Source organism: Binatus soli (SeqCode) (genome assembly GCF_050015535.1).
GTDB classification, from domain to species: Bacteria; Desulfobacterota; Binatia; order Binatales; family Binataceae; genus Binatus; species Binatus soli.
Map to the genome: position 1 here is coordinate 11,735 of NZ_JBEKBF010000020.1, position 19,493 is coordinate 31,227.

The 19,493-nt window shown below is 61.3% G+C and carries 14 protein-coding genes; 6 read left to right on the forward strand and 8 right to left on the reverse strand.

Annotation, left to right across the window (positions count from 1 at the left end; genetic code table 11):
• Positions 1 to 96 precede the first annotated feature (96 nt).
• Positions 97 to 2,001, reverse strand: a complete 1,905-nt coding sequence (locus ABR989_RS14840; protein WP_428130037.1) for an NHL repeat-containing protein — start codon at positions 1,999 to 2,001, stop codon at positions 97 to 99.
• A 697-nt stretch (positions 2,002 to 2,698) separates the two neighbouring features.
• Here ABR989_RS14840 and ABR989_RS14845 point away from each other — a divergent pair.
• The 4 genes from ABR989_RS14845 to gmd all read left to right on the forward strand — a co-directional run bounded on the left by ABR989_RS14845 (position 2,699) and on the right by gmd (position 6,931).
• Positions 2,699 to 4,579 carry a DUF1302 domain-containing protein gene (locus ABR989_RS14845; protein ID WP_428130038.1) on the forward strand — a complete coding sequence of 627 codons (1,881 nt, stop codon included), beginning with the start codon at positions 2,699 to 2,701 and terminating at the stop codon, positions 4,577 to 4,579.
• 144 nt (positions 4,580 to 4,723) lie between these two features.
• Positions 4,724 to 5,239 carry a transcription termination/antitermination protein NusG gene (nusG, locus tag ABR989_RS14850; RefSeq protein WP_428130039.1) on the forward strand — a complete coding sequence of 172 codons (516 nt, stop codon included), beginning with the start codon at positions 4,724 to 4,726 and terminating at the stop codon, positions 5,237 to 5,239.
• Between the two features lie 169 nt (positions 5,240 to 5,408).
• The gene (locus tag ABR989_RS14855; protein WP_428130040.1) at positions 5,409 to 5,771 is read left to right on the forward strand and encodes a cupin domain-containing protein; all 363 of its coding nucleotides are present in this window, start codon (positions 5,409 to 5,411) and stop codon (positions 5,769 to 5,771) included.
• Positions 5,772 to 5,914: 143 nt separating this feature from the next.
• Positions 5,915 to 6,931: a GDP-mannose 4,6-dehydratase gene (gene gmd / locus ABR989_RS14860; RefSeq protein WP_428130041.1), complete on the forward strand. Its 1,017-nt coding sequence runs from the start codon at positions 5,915 to 5,917 to the stop codon at positions 6,929 to 6,931.
• A 39-nt stretch (positions 6,932 to 6,970) separates the two neighbouring features.
• On the opposite strand, the gene metH is transcribed toward gmd, so the two are convergent.
• Positions 6,971 to 10,498 (reverse strand): methionine synthase, encoded by a 3,528-nt coding sequence (gene metH, locus ABR989_RS14865; RefSeq protein ID WP_428130042.1) that lies wholly within the window; start codon positions 10,496 to 10,498, stop codon positions 6,971 to 6,973.
• A gap of 123 nt (positions 10,499 to 10,621) precedes the next feature.
• Here metH and ABR989_RS14870 point away from each other — a divergent pair, with 123 nt between their 5' ends.
• Together ABR989_RS14870 and ABR989_RS14875 are read left to right on the forward strand one after the other, a co-directional pair.
• Positions 10,622 to 11,542, forward strand: coding sequence for an NAD-dependent epimerase/dehydratase family protein (locus tag ABR989_RS14870; RefSeq protein WP_428130044.1), 921 nt, complete (start codon positions 10,622 to 10,624; stop codon positions 11,540 to 11,542).
• A gap of 77 nt (positions 11,543 to 11,619) precedes the next feature.
• Positions 11,620 to 12,180, forward strand: a complete 561-nt coding sequence (locus ABR989_RS14875) for a hypothetical protein (protein ID WP_428130045.1) — start codon at positions 11,620 to 11,622, stop codon at positions 12,178 to 12,180.
• A 197-nt stretch (positions 12,181 to 12,377) separates the two neighbouring features.
• Here ABR989_RS14875 and ABR989_RS14880 read toward each other — a convergent pair whose 3' ends face one another.
• From ABR989_RS14880 to trmFO, 6 genes are all read right to left on the reverse strand, one after another.
• Positions 12,378 to 13,463 carry a Zn-dependent alcohol dehydrogenase gene (locus tag ABR989_RS14880; protein ID WP_428130046.1) on the reverse strand — a complete coding sequence of 362 codons (1,086 nt, stop codon included), beginning with the start codon at positions 13,461 to 13,463 and terminating at the stop codon, positions 12,378 to 12,380.
• Between the two features lie 31 nt (positions 13,464 to 13,494).
• Positions 13,495 to 14,580 (reverse strand): Zn-dependent alcohol dehydrogenase, encoded by a 1,086-nt coding sequence (locus tag ABR989_RS14885; RefSeq protein ID WP_428130047.1) that lies wholly within the window; start codon positions 14,578 to 14,580, stop codon positions 13,495 to 13,497.
• Positions 14,581 to 14,740: 160 nt separating this feature from the next.
• Positions 14,741 to 16,312: a hypothetical protein gene (locus ABR989_RS14890; protein ID WP_428130049.1), complete on the reverse strand. Its 1,572-nt coding sequence runs from the start codon at positions 16,310 to 16,312 to the stop codon at positions 14,741 to 14,743.
• Between the two features lie 7 nt (positions 16,313 to 16,319).
• A complete protein-coding gene (locus tag ABR989_RS14895; protein ID WP_428130050.1) occupies positions 16,320 to 17,633 on the reverse strand; it encodes a glycosyltransferase family 39 protein in 1,314 nt (437 codons plus the stop codon).
• Between the two features lie 167 nt (positions 17,634 to 17,800).
• A complete protein-coding gene (locus tag ABR989_RS14900) occupies positions 17,801 to 18,070 on the reverse strand; it encodes an HU family DNA-binding protein (RefSeq protein WP_331957993.1) in 270 nt (89 codons plus the stop codon).
• 23 nt (positions 18,071 to 18,093) lie between these two features.
• On the reverse strand, positions 18,094 to 19,470 hold the full coding sequence (gene trmFO / locus ABR989_RS14905) for a methylenetetrahydrofolate--tRNA-(uracil(54)-C(5))-methyltransferase (FADH(2)-oxidizing) TrmFO (protein ID WP_428130051.1): 1,377 nt from the start codon (positions 19,468 to 19,470) through the stop codon (positions 18,094 to 18,096).
• Positions 19,471 to 19,493 lie beyond the last annotated feature (23 nt).

Below are 19,493 nucleotides of genomic sequence, written 5' to 3' on the forward strand. Positions count from 1 at the left end.
ATAGTGCACAGACACGAACGCCGAATCCGGGATTCCGGATTCGGCGTTCGCTGTTTCGTGGTTTCGCTTCGTTCGCCTAGCGTGTGGCCCCGATTACTAGAACTGCGGCAGGGCAACGCCAACCGGGGAGTTCATTTTAGAGGCCGGACCTGAAATGATCAGCGTCGGGGGAAGGTCCACCGTGCCAGTAATCCCAGCGACACCGGTAAACATCTCCAGCGAATTTGCACCGCTGTTTACGACGTACAGAGTATCGCCGTTCGCGCTGAGCGCAATGCCCGCCGGACGGTTGAGCTTCGTGTGTGGGCCTTTAATCTCGCCAAGCAGTTTGCCGTCGTACCAGAAGGTAGAGCCATTGAAACTCGAGGAGGGAATTGAAAAGATTTTGACGCTGGGAGGCACAGCCGGAATGGCATGCACACCCTTACTGCGAGGCGTGTAAGGCGCGCCCGCGTCTGTCACGTACATCACATCATCGAAGAAGCTTATACCATCTGAGTAGACTGTAACAGACACCGGGGTAATCAAATCGCCCACTGTTGGCGAGGGTATAGGCTCACCCGGCAAACCTATGACGGCCCACGGATATGCATCGCCAATTTCGGTCGGGTAATAGACGGTTACGAACGCGGTCGTTGGCGCCTCAGCGGTGTTCACAACGAATAGGTAGCCAAGTTCGTCAAACGTGAGGGCGCTGGGACCCAGCATGAAAGTGCTGCATCCGCCGATGGTGGCGTTCTGCGGGTAGCTAGGACCGAAACAATAATAATTGTTGTTATCTGCGGTTTCCGAACATAACTGGTCTTCATCGAAAGTGTATCCGGCCAGTTTATGCCTGATTATCTGAAATCGGTTGGCCTCGGTCACCGGATTGTTCTGGAAAGGTACAGCCTGGTCGTTGTAGCCGGATTGCAGCGTCAACCTGTCAAACTCGGTGACCGTGCCCACGGTGAAGCCTGAGCAGGTTCCGGTTCCCTTTCCCGTGCAGCAATAGTACGGCGCACCTACGCCGGTGCAGCTCGGGTTGTAGCCTGGGTCTGGGCAGTTTCCGGTTCCGCAAGTTGGTCCCGTTTTTTCGCCCGTGCAGCAAGCGTCCGGCGTACCTACGCCGGTGCAGCTCGGGGCCGTTGTTCCCGTGCAGCAAGAGTACGGCTCACCTACGCCGGTGCAGCTCTCGTCGAGGGCGGCTCCGAAAGCATAGCAGGCCGGGCTGTCAGCGGTGCTCAAGGGCTCGCCAAGCGGACCAGTTACGAACGAAAGGGTATTCGCAATCGCCACGATATCGGTCCCTGGCCAAACCCCGTCGTTGGGGTTTTCAAATGCCACGCCCTGGGGGGTGTTGACGCCCGTAGCGGGAGGGAGATAAGTGAGTGTCGTCGGGGTTGCGCCGCGACTGAACGCCGCATCCCGTGTGCCAATTACGTTTTCCGGCGCCGAGTTACCATTCGCGCCCTGAGAGAAGATCTCGGCGAAACCAGTGCCTGCAAAGGGGGCAGGGGGGACAGCGGCGTTAGCTGGCAGGTCAAGCGCGCTCCGGATGTACTCATTGCAGGCTTCCGGATAGGATGCCGCGGCTGAAGGTTCACCGAAACAGGCTTGATCGGTAAGGTCGAGCGGTACCGCTACGGCGACGCGCTGGTCGAGCGAGCTCACTGCGTCTAAAGCCGCACCGGTGCTGGCGCCCAACAGGGTGTTCGCGCCTTTGACCTGCAGGACAGGGCTGGCATTGCGGCCCGCGCCTTCCAGACAAGGCACCGAAAGCCAATTATATTTGGGCTCGCCGCAGAATGCTTCGAGGCTGCCGTCGAACGCAAAGCCATAATTCGACACAACGACGGAGTCTATCAGACCCGGGTCTCCGCTGGAGGGTGGCTTCTTATTTGATTTCGCGTAGCTGGTGCCCGCTGTCCCCGCGAGGAGCGCGGCGATCACGAACACCGCGGCCACGAGCGAAAGCCGACGAGCGACCCCCATAAGCTTCAGCGCCCGTGCGTGCGCCAATGAGGCTCCATCCCTGCCCTGAGTCATCGCCTGCATCCTTCCATGCATCATTGTTTCTAACCCCCGCCGAGTCGAATCGGTGTCCCGTCTGCTGACCCAATCAGCCTAGAAAACCCACGCGGCCGTCGGTTCGTTCCTCTCCCCGCGAAGCCATCGGAAGCCCCGCCAAGGTCCGGAAATCGCCCCGGACGCGCTTTCGGTGGTCGTACCTACACCGATCGGATGACAAATTCAAGTGCGGCGTAATTCTTTGTTCATGGTCGCTTGACGGCCAACCCTGCGATCGACCGCGAATTGCATCCGATCGAAACGGAACTTTATTCAATTGCCCGGTGGGATCGCAAGTGCCGCCCGGGACAAGGGCGGCATTCCAGCGGCCTGCATCGCACCGCCAAAGCCGACTTTGCGGGCGCCTGCCCGCTCAGATGACGGCCGGCGGGAATCGCCAATATCACGGGGCTCTTAACGGGCTGTTGCAAACATGTGACCGGCGCGTGCACCCTTCTTGACAAGATAGGCGGGGGAATGATAGCTAAACCGCGTTCGTAGATTATTGCGCGCGAACGGGGAATGAGTGTCTGACGCTTGCCTGGTGGACAATCGGGCGAGGAGTCGTAACCACGAGGGCTCCAGCTTGGGGGTGACTATGCATAACGGGAATCAGGGATTCGGCGGAACGCGGTGGCGGAGTCTGTTGGTGGCCGCTGTGGCAACGGTCGGGACGCTATGGGCGTCGGCCGCAATGGCGACGATCACGCAGGGCGACTTTTCAGTCTTTGGATTTTTCGAAACCCGCGAGTCGGGTCAGTGGGGCGAAGGCAGCTCCAGCAAAGACCCCTCGCCGGCGACGTTCTACAGCCCGACTGTCACCTCGAAGTTCGTGTATCCCGGGCAGTCGTACGGGATGACGGGCGGCAGCTTCGATTTCAATCATTGGGATCTAGCCGAAGCGCGCCAACTTGCAGACGTGCGGCCCGATTACCACATGGTCAAGAACTACAAGTTCCTCGGCCGTTTCGACACGCTGTTGATCAAGGATGCGGACTTTTTCGCGTACTACCGGCCCTGGTACGACGCGTACGGTTCGATCAAATCCGATGGCCGGCAGGAGCCGAACACGGATGTGGTCCCGTACACATCGCGGACGCTGCAGGCTCAATACTTCAAGAACGATCTGCGCGAGTGGTATGCGCAGTTGAACTTTACCGACAACCTCTCCGCACGTATCGGCAAGCAGCAGGTGATCTGGACGGAAGCCGACGCGCTGTCAGGAACCGAAGTCACCAACCCGGTTAATGCGACATGGCACGGAGTTTCAAGCGCAGAGTCGCCGGAAGACACGCGCACAAACGTGCGGATGATCAAGCTGAACTACATCCTGCCAGACTTCTACAAGACGGCCAACAACGAGTTAGAAGCCTTCATCATCCCCGGCGACTTCGAGGGCGCCGCGATTGACGTCCAAGAAGACCCGCGCAATCCGTGGGTTGCTGCGAGCTCACTCGGCGGTGGCTGCCCGATCACGACCTGTGGCTTTGGCGGGCTGGATACGCCGTTTCCGGTGAACATCAACCAGAACGGGCAGAGCCTCAACGTCAGTGAGCTGCCCAACGGCGGTGGATATCACTTTCTACAGTCGATGGTTTGGGTACCCATCGGGCCTACCGTATATCCGCCTGGCAAGACCAAGGGCAGGACGTATGGTCAATTTTACGACTTTATCGCGCAGAGTATCGGCAGGACCCCGTCAAACTCCCTGGAAAACAGCGAATTCGGCGTGCGTTATTCGACCCTGCTGCCGATTGGCAACGGACTCCAGGCCAGCTTCATCTACTTGTACGAATTCCGCGATGCACGCGGTTCAGCTTGCACGAACTGCGGGCTGGGCATCACGGGCATACCGGGCACGGTTAAAGTTGGCCCGGGCGAGTTCATAGCCCCCACCCTTGTTCGCACGCCTCGTCCGGGTGTGGCCGTGGCCGGGACGCTTTTTGACGTTTCCGAGACCGACTATCGGCGCAACAATTTCTTCGGCGCGACGGGAACCTACTACGATAAAGACCTGACCGACATCGTGTACCGCTACGATGTGCTGTACCAGCCGGATCATGCGGTCGGCGTTCCGAGTTTCGTCAGCCCGACGGGATCGGCCTGGACCCAGTTTACACGCTGGATTATCGCGGGTGACCGTCCGACGTACATCCCCTGGTTGTCGAAGCAGCACACGTTCCTGACGGCTCAGTACACGCTGACGTGGCAGCCGGATCGTCCGACCGATGCGATGTTCGCCTCCCCCCAAGGCGGCAAGAACCGTGAGATTCAAAACGTAGCGTTCCTAGCGGCAACGAACTGGCTGATGAACGGCCAGTTGACGGCCCTCAACACGGTCGTGTGGGACATCGACGACAACGTCGGTTACCTCTCGACGACCAATGTTTACCGGTATTCACGAAACGTTCTGTTCGGGCTGAATTCCTATTGGTTCCTCGGACGCAGCGGCCGCTTCACGGATCCGGACCTGTTCAGCCGCTCGCAGCGTTTCAACGAACTCGAGTTCACCTTCACGTACGAAATCTAGAAGTCGATTGGACTGATCGGGCGGCTGTGGCGTATGCTACAGCCGCTTTCTTTTTTACCGGCAGGATGAGGACATTGCCGCGTCGAGCGGCCGGCGACGGCGTTTGTTTCGCCTCCATCTTCCACGCTGTCCGCGCATATCGCGATGAACGAGAACCCACAGACAGACTGGTACCTGGTTCGCACCAAGACCGGCAAGGAGCGCTGGGTCCGCGATCAACTCGCCAACGTGGTGCCGGAGGTGTTTCTGCCGATGCTCAAAGCGAAGGCGCCGCGATGGGGACGGATGGTGGTGTCGATAGCTCCGCTGTTTCCATGTTACGTGTTCGCCAGGTTCGATCTTCAGCGCCAGTACTTCGACGTAAAATATATGGCCGGAGTGCGCGCGATCGTGTCGGCGGGAATCGATCCGCTGGCGGTGCCCGCGGCGATAGTGTCGGAGATTCGCCGCCGCGGCGTGGACGACGTGATCGAAATACCCGATAAACCATTCGGCACGGGCGAGCGGGTGGTTGTGGTTGAGGGTCCCTTCCGTGGATTCGAGGCAATTTTTCAGCGTTATCTTTCCGGCGCGGAGCGAGTGGCGATTCTGCTCAGCGCCGTCGAATCGGGCGGGCTGCGCGTCGTGCTGTCAGCCTCGGCGGTCGCCAAAGATACCTGACAGACGGCGTCGCCGCGCGCACTCACAATTGTCCGCGCAACGCAGCAATTTGGGGACATAACGTAACAATCAGATCGCTGTCATCAATGCTACCGACTGGCGGCAGTAGCGGCATTGCGGCTGCCGCGCCCCGATGCAATAGTCGCCGAGACCGATCGCGGGAAAAGAGATGAATCGAGCACGAAAGCCGGTCCGGATTGTGCCCAAGGGATGGGGCCGCGAGGTATGGATCGCAAACGGCGATCTCTACTGCGGGAAAATTCTCGAAATCCGCAAGGGCAAGAAGTGCTCGTTGCACTACCACAAGCTCAAGACCGAATCGTTCTACCTGCGCAGCGGTAAGTTGATCGTGCGAATCAAGGAGTCGCCGGAAAGCGCCACGATCGAGGAGTTCGAATTGAGCGCGGGCGAATGCATGGACGTGCCGACCGGGCTGGTGCATCAGATGGAAGCGATCGAGGATGCCGAGCTGTTTGAATTTTCCACCCAGCACTTCGACAGCGATTCGCATCGGCTGGTGCGCGGGGACTGACTCCGGGACCGGCGCAAATCGATCGATGCGCCTGCCAAGGCGCGGCGAAATACGCCGCGCTTTTTTGGTTCGCGGCTGCGGGCTGTCTTTTGCGCTGCGGCGGAAGTGGTATATTATTCGGCACCGCCCGGCGCGGCGTCGCGATGGCAAAAGTAGCATTGATTACCGGCGTGACCGGACAGGATGGTTCCTACCTCGCCGAGTTTCTTCTGAAAAAGGGCAGCGAAGTGCACGGGATGGTGCGGCGCACTTCGAGTTTCGCCACGGGACGAATCGATCATCTGCGCAAGGGCTTCGGCCCCGGTTCCGAAGGTTTGCAACTGCACTACGGCGATCTCGGCGACGGCACCGGGCTTAGGCGAATCATCGAGCAGGTGCGTCCCGACGAGGTTTACAATCTCGCGGCGCAATCGCACGTGCGCATCTCATTCGATCAACCCGAATACACGGCCGACGTGGTCGGCCTGGGAGCGCTGCGGCTGCTCGAGGCGCTGCGCGATCACAACAAGCGCCGCGGGCGGGCGGCGCGGCTGTACCAGGCGGGCTCGTCGGAGATGTTCGGCAAGGTGACCGAGAGTCCGCAGTGCGAGACGACGCCGTTTCATCCGCGCAGTCCTTACGCGTGCGCCAAGCTGTATGCGCACTGGCAGACGATCAATTATCGCGAAGCGTACGGGCTGTTCGCGTGCAACGGAATCCTGTTCAACCACGAGTCACCGAGGCGCGGCGAGAATTTCGTGACGCGCAAGATCACGCGCAGCGCGACGCGAATCAAACTGGGCCTCCAGGAGAAGCTCGCACTGGGAAACCTGGACGCGCGCCGCGACTGGGGATTCGCCGGCGACTACGTCGAGGCTATGTGGCTGATGCTGCAGCAGGAGCAGCCCGACGACTACGTAATCGCCACCGGCGAGGCGCATCAGGTGCAGGAGTTTCTCGAAGTCGTGTTCGATCGCCTGAAATTGAAATGGCAGGATTACGTCGAGATCGATCAGCGATTTTTCCGTCCCGCGGAAGTCGATGTGTTGATCGGCGACGCCTCGAAGGCGAAGCGCCAACTCGGTTGGGCGCCCAAAGTGAAGTTCGAAAAGCTCGCCGAATTGATGGTCGAAGCGGATCTTGAACTTGCCGAACGCGAACTGCGCGGCAAGGCGCACTAGCAAATCCTGTTACCAACCAACTTGACCGACCAGGTACGGCTAGCCGGCGGCGCGCTTGACGGCGGCGGCTTCGAATTCGCGCTCGAGCCGCTCGATATTGGCCGCTGAGAGGCTGAAATATCCGGCTTCGGGATGATGGAAGACGACGGCGCTGACGGAGCTTTCGGGGTCCATCATGAAACCCTCGGTCAATTGCACGCCGATCGCATTCTTGTCGACCTCGAGCAGCCGGAACAGCGGCTTCTGATCTTCGAGACGCGGGCAAGCTGGATAACCGAACGAGAAGCGCTTGCCGCGATAATGCGCCTGCACGAGATCCTTGAGCGAGAGTCCCGGCGGGTCGCCGATTCCCCACATCTGGCGAATTTTCGCGTGCAGCAGCTCGGCAAACGCCTCGGCGCCCTCGAGCGCGAGCACCTGCAGGATATGCGAGCGCAGATAGTCGCCCTTGTTCTTCCAATTCTCCGCTAGTGCGCGCACGCCGGCACCGATGGTGGTGACAAACATGCACAAATAATCGGTGCGGCCGGAATCGCGCGCTGCGACGTAGTCGGCCAGGCACAAATGCGGCGCGTCGCTCTGGCGGCCAAAAGTGAACGACTCGAGCACCGTTTTGCCGTCCGGCGAAAAGATCATGACCGTGCGATCGCCGTCGGATTGCGCGGGGAAAAACTTGTAAACGGCGTTGGCAGAAATGTCCCCGCGCGCAAGAATCTGTTGCGCGACTTCCTCGACCCGATCGTGAAGTTCCCGCGCCTTCGAGTCGCCGGCCTCGAACGCCTCGACAAAGTTCTGAAACCCGAGATGCTTGGCGTAAAGACTCTTGGGATTGATGTACTCGAAAATCTCGCCGAGATCGTAATTGCGGATCGTATGAGTCTTCAGGTCGGGCGGTTTCGGAATCTCGACGTCGCGACGCACCGATGAAGTGCGAGGCGCCGCGTCCGCGCTCGCGTCGACGACCTTTGGCGCGGCCTCGAGCATCTTCCTGGACTGCTCGGCAAGCACGTGCTTCAGCGATTCGCGCCGTTCGAGGTCCATGATCTGATTCGCGAGGTCGAGCCCGTTCATCGCGTCGTTGGCGTAGGCGACCAGACCCTCATACTCGGGCGCGATTTTCATCCGCGTGAACCGGTTCGAGAGCGCGGCGCCGCCGACCAGGATCGGACAATCGATTCCCGCAGTCTTCAAGTCCTGCGCCGTCGCGACCATCATCTGCGCCGACTTCACGAGCAACCCGGACAGTCCGATCGCGTCGGGTCCGTGCTCGCGGAAGGCCTTGATCAGTTCCTCGGGCGGCACCTTGATTCCGAGATTGACGACCCGATAGCCGTTGTTGCTCAGAATGATCTCGACCAGGTTCTTGCCGATATCGTGGACGTCGCCCTTGACCGTCGCGAGAATAATCTTGCCCTTGGCCGCGCTTTCGGACTTCTGCATGTGCGGTTCGAGGTGCGCGACGGCTGCCTTCATCGCCTCGGCCGATTGCAAGACTTCGGCGACGATCATCTGGTTGGCGTTGAACAGCCGGCCAACCTCGTCCATGCCCTTCATCAACGGGCCGTTGATGATTTCGAGCGGTCCGCGGGCAGCCAGCGCCTCGTCGAGGTCTTCGGCCAGGCCGTCCTTCGAACCTTCGAGAATGTAGCGGGCAATGCGATCGTCCAGCGGCATCGACTTGCGATCCTCGGCCGTCACAGTGCTTTTGCGCGCGCGGAAATAGGCGGCAAATGCCGCGATTGGATCGTCGCCGCGCCACCAGATCAAATCCTCGGCGAGTTTGCGCTCCTCTTCGGGAATCGACGGATAGCGATGAAGTTTTTCGGAGTTGACGATCGCGAGGTCGAGACCCGCCTGCACGCAATGATAGAGCATCACGGCGTTGAGCACTTCGCGGCCCGCCTCCGGCAGGCCAAATGAGACGTTCGAGATGCCGAGGATCGTCTTGCAATTCGGCAGCGCCTGTTTAATCAGCCGGATGCCTTCGATCGTCTCGACGCCGGCGCCGATATAATTTTTGTCGCCGGTGCCGACCGGGAAGACGAGCGGATCGAAGATGATATCTTCGGGCTCGACGCCGTACTTTCCGGTGAGCAGCTTGAACGATCGCTCCGCCACCTGCAGCTTGCGATCGCGCGTAACGGCTTGCGCCTGCTGCTTGTCGTCGTCGATGCATCCGACCACGAGCGCGGCGCCGAAGCGGCGCGCCAGCGGCACGACCTTCTTGAAGCGATCTTCGCCGTCTTCGAGATTGATCGAATTGATCAGCGACTTGCCCGGTGTGCGCTTGAGCGACTCTTCGATCACGCGATGATCGGTCGAATCGATCATCAGGGGCACTTTGACTTTTTTGACTTCGATTTCGAGAAAGCGCGTGACATCCGCCATCTCGTCGCGATCAGGATCCTGCAGGCATACGTCGAGGATGTGCGCGCCGCGGCGCACCTGCACGCGTCCCACTTCGGAAGCTTCCTCGAACTTGCCGTCGGCGACGAGCCGCTTGAACTTGCGGCTGCCGAGCACGTTGGTCCGCTCACCGACGATCACGGGGCGCGTGTCGTTGTCGATGACCAGCGTCTCGATTCCAGAAACCACCGAGCGCCTGACGGTCGAGCGCTGTCGCGGACGCTTGCCCGCCACCGCTTGAACCAGCAGCCGGATATGTTCCGGCGTCGTGCCGCAGCATCCGCCGACCAGATTGACCCATCCATTTTCGGCAAAGCGCGCGATTTTCCCCGCGAGCATCGCGGGCGTCTCGTTGTAATGCCCTTCTTCATCCGGCAATCCCGCGTTGGGCACGCAGGCGACAAAGAATCGCGAGATGGCCGAGAGAGTGCGCAGATGATCGGTCATGAAGTCGGGGCCGGTGGCGCAGTTGAGGCCCATCCAGAGCAGGTCGCGATGCGCGAGCGAGGTGTAGAATGCCTCGATATCCTGCCCGCTCAGCAGAGTGCCCATCGTCTCGATCGTTCCCGACACTGCGACCGCGGGCGCGACGCCGAGTTTTTCGATCGCAGCCTCGATTCCGACCAGGCCGGCCTTGCAGTTCAGCGTGTCGTTGACGGTTTCGAGGAGCAGGATGTCGGCGCCGCCCTCGATCAACCCCTCGGCCTGCACCTGGTACCCGTCGCGCATCTGATCGAACGTGACGCCGCCGGTGACCGAGATGCTCTTGGTCGTCGGGCCCATCGAACCCGCCACGAAGCGCGGCTTGCCGGCGGTGCTGAATCGTGCGGCTTCCTCGCGGGCGAGAATCGCAGCGAGGCGGTTGAGCTCGCGCGCGTCCTGTTCGAGATCGTATTCGGCGAGCACGATGGGACTGGCCTGGAAACTCGCAGTCTCGATTATGTCGGCGCCCACTTCGAGAAACCCGTCGTGCATGCGGCGAATCAGCTCCGGCCGGGTGCGGACGACGTTCTCGTTGCAGCCCTCGTATCGAGAGCCGCCGTAGTCGGCGGCGCTCAGATTTTCGCCGAGCACGAAGGTGCCGAATGCGCCGTCCAGAACGAGGATTCGTTCGGCGAGCAACTCCTTGAGGAGCTTGATCCTGTGCGCATCGGTGGTCATTGTTGGATGCCCGCTTAAGATGCGGGCGGTAACGAACTAAGTTATCCTAGCGATGCAAGCCACGCAATTTTGCCCGATGCGCGTGCGTCCGCGCGGCGCATGGGCCGCAAACGGCTTCTCTCGATGAGCACAAACTCGCAATCGCAAGCACCGGGACGTCTCGTGCTGGTGACGGGCGGCGCGGGCTTTATCGGATCGCATCTGGTGGACGCGCTGGTCGCCGCCGGATTGCAAGTCCGGGTGATCGATAACTTCGCCACCGGCCGGCGCGAGTATGTGAACCGCGCGGCCGCGCTGGTCGAAGCCGATATCCGCGACGCGTCCTCGATCGGCGACGCCTTCGACGGTGTCGATACGGTGTTCCACGTCGCCGCGCTGCCGCGCATTGGGCTCTCGATCGCGAAGCCGGTCGAAACGCACATGACCAACGTGGTTGGAACGCTGAACGTGCTGATCGCGGCGCGCGACCGGAAAGTCCGGCGGGTGGTGTACTCGGGATCGTCGTCGGTGTACGGCGAGCAGGCGAAGATGCCGCTGGTCGAGACGATGACCCCGAATCCGCTCAATCCGTACGCGCTCCAGAAGTATGTCGGCGAGCAGTACGCGCGGATGTTTCATCGGTTGTTCGGGATGGAGACGATTACACTCCGCTACTTCGGCGTGTACGGTCCGCGAATGCCTGGCGAGGGCTCTTACATGCTGGCAATCGCAGCGTTCCTGAAGGCGCGGCGCGAGGGCCGTCCGCTCGAAATTCACGGCGACGGCGAGCAGACGCGGGATTTTACGCACGTCAGCGACGTGGTGTCGGCGAACCTGCTCGCGATGGACTGTGAAATTGCCGACGGGCGGGCGATAAACATCGGGCGCGGCGAGAATGTCAGCGTGAATCGGATTGCGGCGATGATCGGCGGCCCGACAGTCCGCCGCGCGGCGCGCGTCGGCGACATGCGCGATACGCTCGCGGATTGCGGCCAAGCCGAGCAGGTTCTTGGATGGCGCCCGCGCGTGTCGATCGAGGACGGGATCGCCGATTTGCTGAAGTGATCATGGCGAGGAGAAGTGTGCACTCGACGCAGACTGCGCTGCTTGGAAGGGACGAACTTAGGGGATAAAACCGCCGTATGACTAAAGAAGACCGATTTGTAGTGAATCCGTTGATTCGCTGGTTTAAGGAGCAAAAAGCGGATTGGACCCTTCACAAACCCTCACACGGCACTTCCGCTACGGGATGGGACATTGAGGCGAGTCGAAACAAACAAGACCTGCTCATCGAGGCAAAATACATTGCCGGCCCGGCCCTAGCCTCATTTGCGGGCTTGGTCACAGCCCCTTTGGCGAAACGTGCTCAACATTCCATGGTCAGGAAATACCGGAGTTGGTGCCATGGTGTCTGTTGGGCCATCGGTATTGAACCCCCCCGAAACATGTATCAGATTCTCTTCGACTACATGGCCCGGAATCCAAAGTTCTGGAAGCATTACGGTGAGGACCTCCGAATGAAGTACATCTTCTTCGTGCATGAGGGAGAGGTGACGAGGATTTCATTCACCGCTTTTTTACGCAAGACGAAACTGTACGGTGACCGCGCTGATGGTAAAACACTTGGGGTGCGGCGGCGGATCGCCGAGGATTTGATGAGCCCATATCTGAAACGCTCTGCCAGCGCAGCCGCACAGATATAGCGCACTACCCTCTGGGGCGGCATAGACAGTCAGAGTGCCGAACACCGACATCGACGACGTGGGATTGTTGAAGCGTATTTTACGAAACTGGGGCGTTTCGGACGACGTTTTCATCAATGTATGAAAGCTGACCGGAAAAGCGAGGGCCGATCGGGGATCCGACCGGCCCTCTTTGCGTGATTCGTTTTGTAGGCGGTCTACTCGAACATCAGGACCGTGCGGGCGACTTCTCCGGCCTTCATCGCGCGGAACGCCTCATTGACGTCCTCGAGTTTGCCGCGGCGCGTGATCATGTCGTCGAGGTCGAGCCGCCCCTGCTGATAGAACTCGATGATGCGCGGCATGTCGATGCGGAAGCGGTTCGAACCCATGAAGCATCCCTGGATGCGCTTCTCGAACAGGAAGGAGAACCCGTCCATTTCGACTTTCTGCCCGAGCGGAACCATCCCGACAATCGTGGCGACGCCGCCGACGCCGATCGATTCGTAAGCCTGCTCGGCCGCCAGCTTGAGCCCGATCGCTTCGAAGGAGTAATCGACGCCGCCGCCGCTGAGCGCGCGAATCTGGCTGACCGCGTCGCCCTTCGACGCATCGACGGCGTGAGTCGCGCCGAGCTTTTTGGCGAGTTCGAGCTTGGCGGGGAACTTGTCCACCGCGATGATCATTCGCGCGCCGGCGATGCGCGCACCCTGGATGATCGCGAGGCCGACTCCTCCCGCGCCGAAGACGGCGACGGTGGAACCCGGCGCAACTTTCGCGGTGTTAAGCGCGGCGCCGACGCCGGTCATCACGCCGCATCCGATCAGCGCGGCACGATCGAGCGGCACGTCGTTGCCAATCTTCACGAGCGCATTTTCGTGGACCAGCATCTTTTCGGCGTATCCCGACAGGTCGGCGAACTGATTGATCAGCTGGCCCTTCTGCGAGAGGCGCGGCGGGTCGCCGGGGGCGCGTTGGGTGGCCTCCTTGTTCGAGCAGAGGTTCGGATGGCCGGACATGCATTCCTCGCAGTAGCCGCAAAAGACCGACAGGCACGCGATCACGTGGTCACCGGGCTTAAGGTACGAGACCTGCGAGCCGACTTTCTCGACGACGCCGGCGGCCTCGTGGCCGAGGATCGCGGGGGTCGTCCAAAAGTACAGGCCGTCGACGAAATGAAGATCGCTATGGCATACGCCGCTGGCGACCGTGCGCACCAGGACTTCGCGGGCTTTGGGTTCGTCGATATCGACCTGCTCGATGGTGAGTGGCTGACCGGGACCGTGGAAGACAGCAGCTTTCATCTGGATTGCTCCTCTTTTCAGTGAATCCGCGCTAGTTGAACATCAGGACCGTGCGCGCGACCTCGCCGGCCTTCATGGCGCGGAAGGCCTCGTTGACGTCCTCGAGCTTGCCGCGGCGGCTGATCATGTCGTCGAGATTGAGGCGGCCCTGCATGTAGAAGTCGATGTAACGGGGCATGTCGATGCGGAAGCGGTTGGAGCCCATGTTGGAGCCTTGCAGCTTGCGCTCGGTCAGAAACATGTAGCCGTCGATTTCGACCTTCTGGCCGACGGGAATCATGCCGATCACGGTCGCGGTGCCGCCGGGCTTGAGCGCGTTGAACGCCTGCTCGGCGGCCTTCTTGAGTCCGATCGCTTCAAACGAGTAGTCGACTCCGGCGCCGGTCAGTTTTCTGATTTCATCGACGGGATCGCTGTTCGACGCGTCGACGGTGTCGGTCGCGCCCAGCCGCCTGGCCATCGCGAGCTTGCCCTCGAACATATCGACCGCGATTATTCTGCGCGCGCCCGCGATCCGCGCGCCCTGGATCGCGGCCAGTCCAACGCCGCCCGCGCCGAAGACCGCGACCGTCGAGCCGGGTTCGATCTTCGCGGTATTGAGCACCGCGCCGACGCCGGTGGTGACGCCGCATCCGATCAACGCCGCGCGATCCAGCGGCAGGTCTTCGCGAATCTTTACCACCGCATTCTCATGCAGCAGCATCTTCTCGCAGTAAGACGAGATGTCCAGGAACTGATAGACCGGCTTGCCCTTCTGCGAGATGCGCGGCTTGTCCTGGGGGTTGCGCTGCGTGGCGGCCTTGTTCGAGCATCGATTCGGATGTCCCGACATGCATTGCTCGCAGTTGCCGCAGAACACCGACAGGCAGCAGATCACGTGATCGCCCGGCTTCACGTAGGTTACCTGTTTGCCGACTTCTTCGATGATTCCGGCGGCCTCGTGGCCGAGCACCGCGGGCGCAGGGTAGGGGTAGAAACCGTCGACGAAATGCAGGTCGCTGTGGCATACGCCGCTGGCGACGGTCTTGATCAGGACTTCGCGGTCCTGCGGTTTGTCGAGTTCGACGTCCTCGATACTGAGGGGCAACTTGGGCCCGTGGAAAATAGCGGCTTTCATTCTGAGTGCTCCTTGAGTGTGGCGATAGTATTGGCACGCGCGGGCAACGAACAACGAAAAACGGAAAACGTCCTGCGCCGCGCGAGCGCCGTGGCGACTACCTTACTACCATACTGACGGCGCATTTCCAGTGCGGGAATTCGCGGCGCCGATGACAGGACTACGGAAACATCGCCGGACGGGCTGTGCCCGCGAACGGAACGCCCTCGAGCCGGGCGGCAGGTGAGTCCGCGCGCGCGTACAGCCGGGCCTTGTCGTCGCCATAGATGAGCCGCCAATCGCGCCGGGAATCCATCAGCTTTACGGCCGGCGAATCTCTCTCGATCAAAACGAAATCATGCGGATACGCCGCCAGCGTATGCGATCCGCCGGCCATGTTGTTGGCGAGATCAAGGTAGTCCCGGATCACTGCGGGAGGATAGGCCAGGTCATAGCGGCTGTCGATGAAGACTTTCATGCCCGGCGCGCCATGCCAAATGACGTACTGACCCCATGAGTACTGCGTCAGCACGTTTCTCGTGAACCGGTGGTTGTTCATGAAGTTGACGGCATCGGCAGGATTGTCGGATGCGTCTATGCCGGGCGACAGAATTCCGCTATGCCGCGCGAACCCGATGGCGACGACTGCGATCAGGATTTCAATGACCAACCGACCTGCCCGCGGCATCGCACGAACGCTCGCAGCGCGGGCGGCGGCGGTGGCCTCGCGCGGCCGCAGCAACAGGCCCAGGTGGTTCGCGAGCACAGGAGCGATAGCAATCGCCGCAATCGGGATGTTGCGGACGGCCGCGAAGGCTGCCGCAAGCATTACGGCGGCGACCGCGACCAGCGTCGTGTCGCCACCTTTCGGTGTGAGAACCACCGATACGACTGCGGCGGCAAAAAAGAAAAGCACCACGACGAAATACTTCCTCTCGATGCTCCCGCTTTGCGCGGTCGTCAGAGTAGCTATCAGCGGTTTCCAATCCACAATCGCGTAATGCGTCATCGGATTCAGGATCGAATGGATCAGCGTGTACCAGGTGTCGCGCGCCGGCGGGATCAGGAACGTGCACAAAGTAGATGCGGCGGCGGCAGCGGTAATCGCAATAATGCCAAGCCCGCGGCGCGGACCGTGGCCCGCCAGGATGTCGGATACCACGGTCGTTGCGGCATACACGCCCATCGCGACGAGGCCTATGAAGAATCCGCCGTGGAGATTGCTCCAAACCGCGACGATCGGGATCGCAACCCATAGCGGCGCCGAACCGCGCCAATTGTGACGGGTAAGCAGCGCGATGATCGCCGCCAGCGCGATGAAATCGAAAAGTTGCGGCCGAAACTGCATCACCGGCGCCAGGATCAGCGCCACGACCAGCAGGATTGCCGCCTGCACGAACGCTGGCGCCACCGCTTCGGACTCAGCGAGAACAATAAAGCAGATAGTGCCGGCCGTGCACGTGAACTTGAGCAGCTTCAAGCCGAACGGGCCGAACTTGTCGAACATGGCGGCCATGAGGACTTCGCTCAACCATTCATGACGCAGCCACAGGAAGCCCGGCGCCGAATACGAATAAGGATTGCCGCGCGGCAGCGAGCCATGAGCGAGCAGCTCGCGGCCCCACAGAACGTGCCCCCATAGATCCGGATCACTGAGCTGGCGTGCGTCCGCGACAACGATCGCGAACAGGATCAGTGCCGGGGAGTAGCGCAACAGCGAGACGCGGGCGGGACCGGCGGCCACCGGGCTCATCGCAGTTTCACCTTCGCAGCACCGTTACGCCGCGCAGCCGCGCGACCACATCCGGATATTCCTTTCTATATGACCGGGCGGCACGCGGCGCGAGGTTCTGATCGCCAAGAATCAACACGGCAGCCGCTGATGCTGACGCGTCATAGCGAACCGCGCGATTGAATTGATCGGCGGGAAGATAATATCGGATCACTTCGATCGCATACGCCGGAACAATAGTCATGACGTCGCCCGGCTTGAGCGCGGAGGAGGCCGCCGCAATTGCTTCGCGATACTGCGCGTCGTGCGGCTTGCGGTCGTACGAAACGATATGGCCGACCGAGAATGCGACTGCGAGCACCAGCGCCCCGACGCGGATGAGATCGCTCTGCAACTCGAATATCCCCAGCGCGACGAGGATGAAAAATGGAACGAAGCACGACAGCGCGTAACGCTCGACGAACACCGGCGCAATCGTGTACGACGCTGCCACCATCATCAGCGGTGGCGCCCACATCCAGAGGAGCGCGAAGCCGACGGCATCGCGCGCGCCGCGGCGCCATCCGCGGACCGCACCCCAAATCGCAAGCGCCGCGAGGATCGGGAACGCGAAGCTGCCGGTTGCTTTATTGAATAGCGCGAAGGGCGCGTATACCGCCGGCGGCTTCCGCCATCCGCCGACGCTCCCGGCCGAAGCCGTGCGCAGAGATGAAAGAAGTTTCGGCACGAGAATCAATCCTGCCGCCGCGAGCAAAATCGCAAGCGTCCACGCTCGCCGCGCGTTCGCATGGTCAGGGCGCCATCGCGCGCGCACGACTACATTCAGCAGCCACAGGCCTTCAGTCGCTGGCACCAGCAATCCTGCGAAGTTCGAGGCGATCGCAATTGCCGTCAGCAGCACGACCGCCGCGTAGTTCGCGAGGCCGCCGACGCGAAACGCGCGGATGAACATCGCTACTTGCGCGAGAATCGCCGCGAGCATCAGCGGATACATCCGCGCCTCGCGCGAGTACTTGATCGTGACGAGGTTCACGGCAAAGACCAGCGCGGCGAGCCCCGCAACTATCCCGATGTCGTCGCGGGTCAGCGCCGATTCTCCTTCAGGCCCGAGTGCGAACAGTTCGCATACGACAAGATAAACCAGCAGTATCGACACGACGCCCAGGGCCGCCGACATCGCGCGCATCGCGGCCACGCTGGAGCCGAAAAGTGCGATCCATCCATGCAGCATCAAGTCATGTATCGGCAGCTCGCCGGGATTGAGCGCTGGTTGGCGCGCGATCACTTCAGCGGCGGTCGGCGCGGAGGCGGCCGCCCATGACGCGCCCTCGTCCGGCGACATCTCGAGCGCGCCGAGATTGTAAAAGCGCAGCGCGCCGCCCGCGGCGAGAGCGACGATGAGCAGGATGAGACTTAGCGCACGGGCCGAAACGATCGGGCGGGATGTCGTTTGATCGTGCGGATGATCGCGTGGTTGATCGCGCTCGTCGGCTTTGGATACGGCCGTCGTCAGAGACCCTTCCTTAGCTGCGGCGCCGGGCGAAAGCCCACCGTGCGAGCCGCCGGAATCGTCATTGGCGCGTTCGTGCGTGGATTGAAGCCGGCGCGTGCGCGGCGCCGGCGCACGGAAAAAGTGCCGAAGCCGGGCACCCAGAAGCGCTTGTCCTTGCGAATCGAGCGCGCAATTTGTTCGAATGCCAGGTCCAAGGTAGTGGCGACCAGCTTTTTGGGCTGATCGGTGGACCGCGCGATCGTATCAATCAATTCCGCTTTGGTCATCGACGAGGACCTCCAGCGATTTTCTATAGCTGAAGTGCGCGCGGAGCCATAGCCGCAGGTGGTTCGATTTGATTGCGCTCGATCCACCCGTCGATTGCCGCCAGCGCACGCGTACCCATCTCGATTTTCTTCTGACGGCCTCGCGCACGGATCTTCAAATCAGGCATCAGGCCGTAGTTCGCGTTCATTGGCTGGAAGTCGCGCCGCGTGGGATCGGTGATATACGCGACCAGCGATCCGACTGCGGTCTCGCGCGGTGGAACGATCAATTCGCGATTCATAACCAGGTTCGCGGCGTTGATTCCCGCCAGCAATCCCGCGGCGGCGGACTCGACGTAGCCTTCGACCCCGACCATCTGGCCGGCCAAAAACAAATCGTCGCGCGCCTTGAGCTGGAGTGTGGGACGGATCAGGCGCGGCGAGTCGACAAACGTGTTGCGATGGATCGAGCCGAGGCGCACGAACTCCGCCTTTTCCAGTCCGGGTATCATTCGCAGCACGCGGCGCTGCTCCGGATAAGTCATCTTGGTCTGGAATCCGACCATATTGTACAGGCGGCCGGTGGCGTCGTCCTGTCGCAGCTGCACGACCGCAAACGGCCGGCGCCCGCCGCGTGGCTCTGTGAGCCCAACCGGACGCATCGGACCGAACGCGAGCGTCATCGGGCCGCGGCGCGCCATTTCCTCTATCGGCATGCATCCCTCGAAATAAACCGGCTTCTCGAACGGGTGCAGTTCGATTTTTTCAGCCGCCACTACCGCCGCGACGAAGGCCTCGTACTGAACCGCGGTCATCGGGCAATTGATGTAATCATCGCCGCCCTTGCCGTAGCGCGAGGCCTTGAACGCCACGTCCATGTCGATCGAATCGGCGGCGACGATTGGCGCGATCGCGTCGTAGAAATATAAGTTGCGCGGACCGATCAGGAGGTTCAGCGACTCGCCCAGCGCCGGGCTGGTTAGAGGACCGGTGGCGAGAATTGTCAGACCGGCGGGTATCTCCGACGCCTCGGCGCGTGAAATCTCCACCATGGGATGCTGCTCGAGCGCCGCGGTGATGGCGCGCGAGAAGTCATTGCGATCGACGGCGAGTGCGGAACCCGCCGGCACCCGCGCGCGATCGGCGGCCGCAATCACCAGCGAGCCGAGCCGGCGCATCTCTTCTTTCAGAACGCCGACTGCCGTTTCCATCGAATCGTTGCGGAGCGAATTCGAGCACACCAGCTCCGCAAAATCCGCCGTCCTATGCGCTTCGGTCATTTTGACCGGCCGCATCTCGACGAGCCGCACCGCGATACCCCTGCGCGCGAGCTGATAGGCAGCCTCGCTGCCCGCGAGTCCCGCTCCGACAACGGTTACCTGGCTTTCACGAAAAGCTTGCAGGCGGGAAGAATCTGACACAGCGAAACAGCGAAACGGAGGCT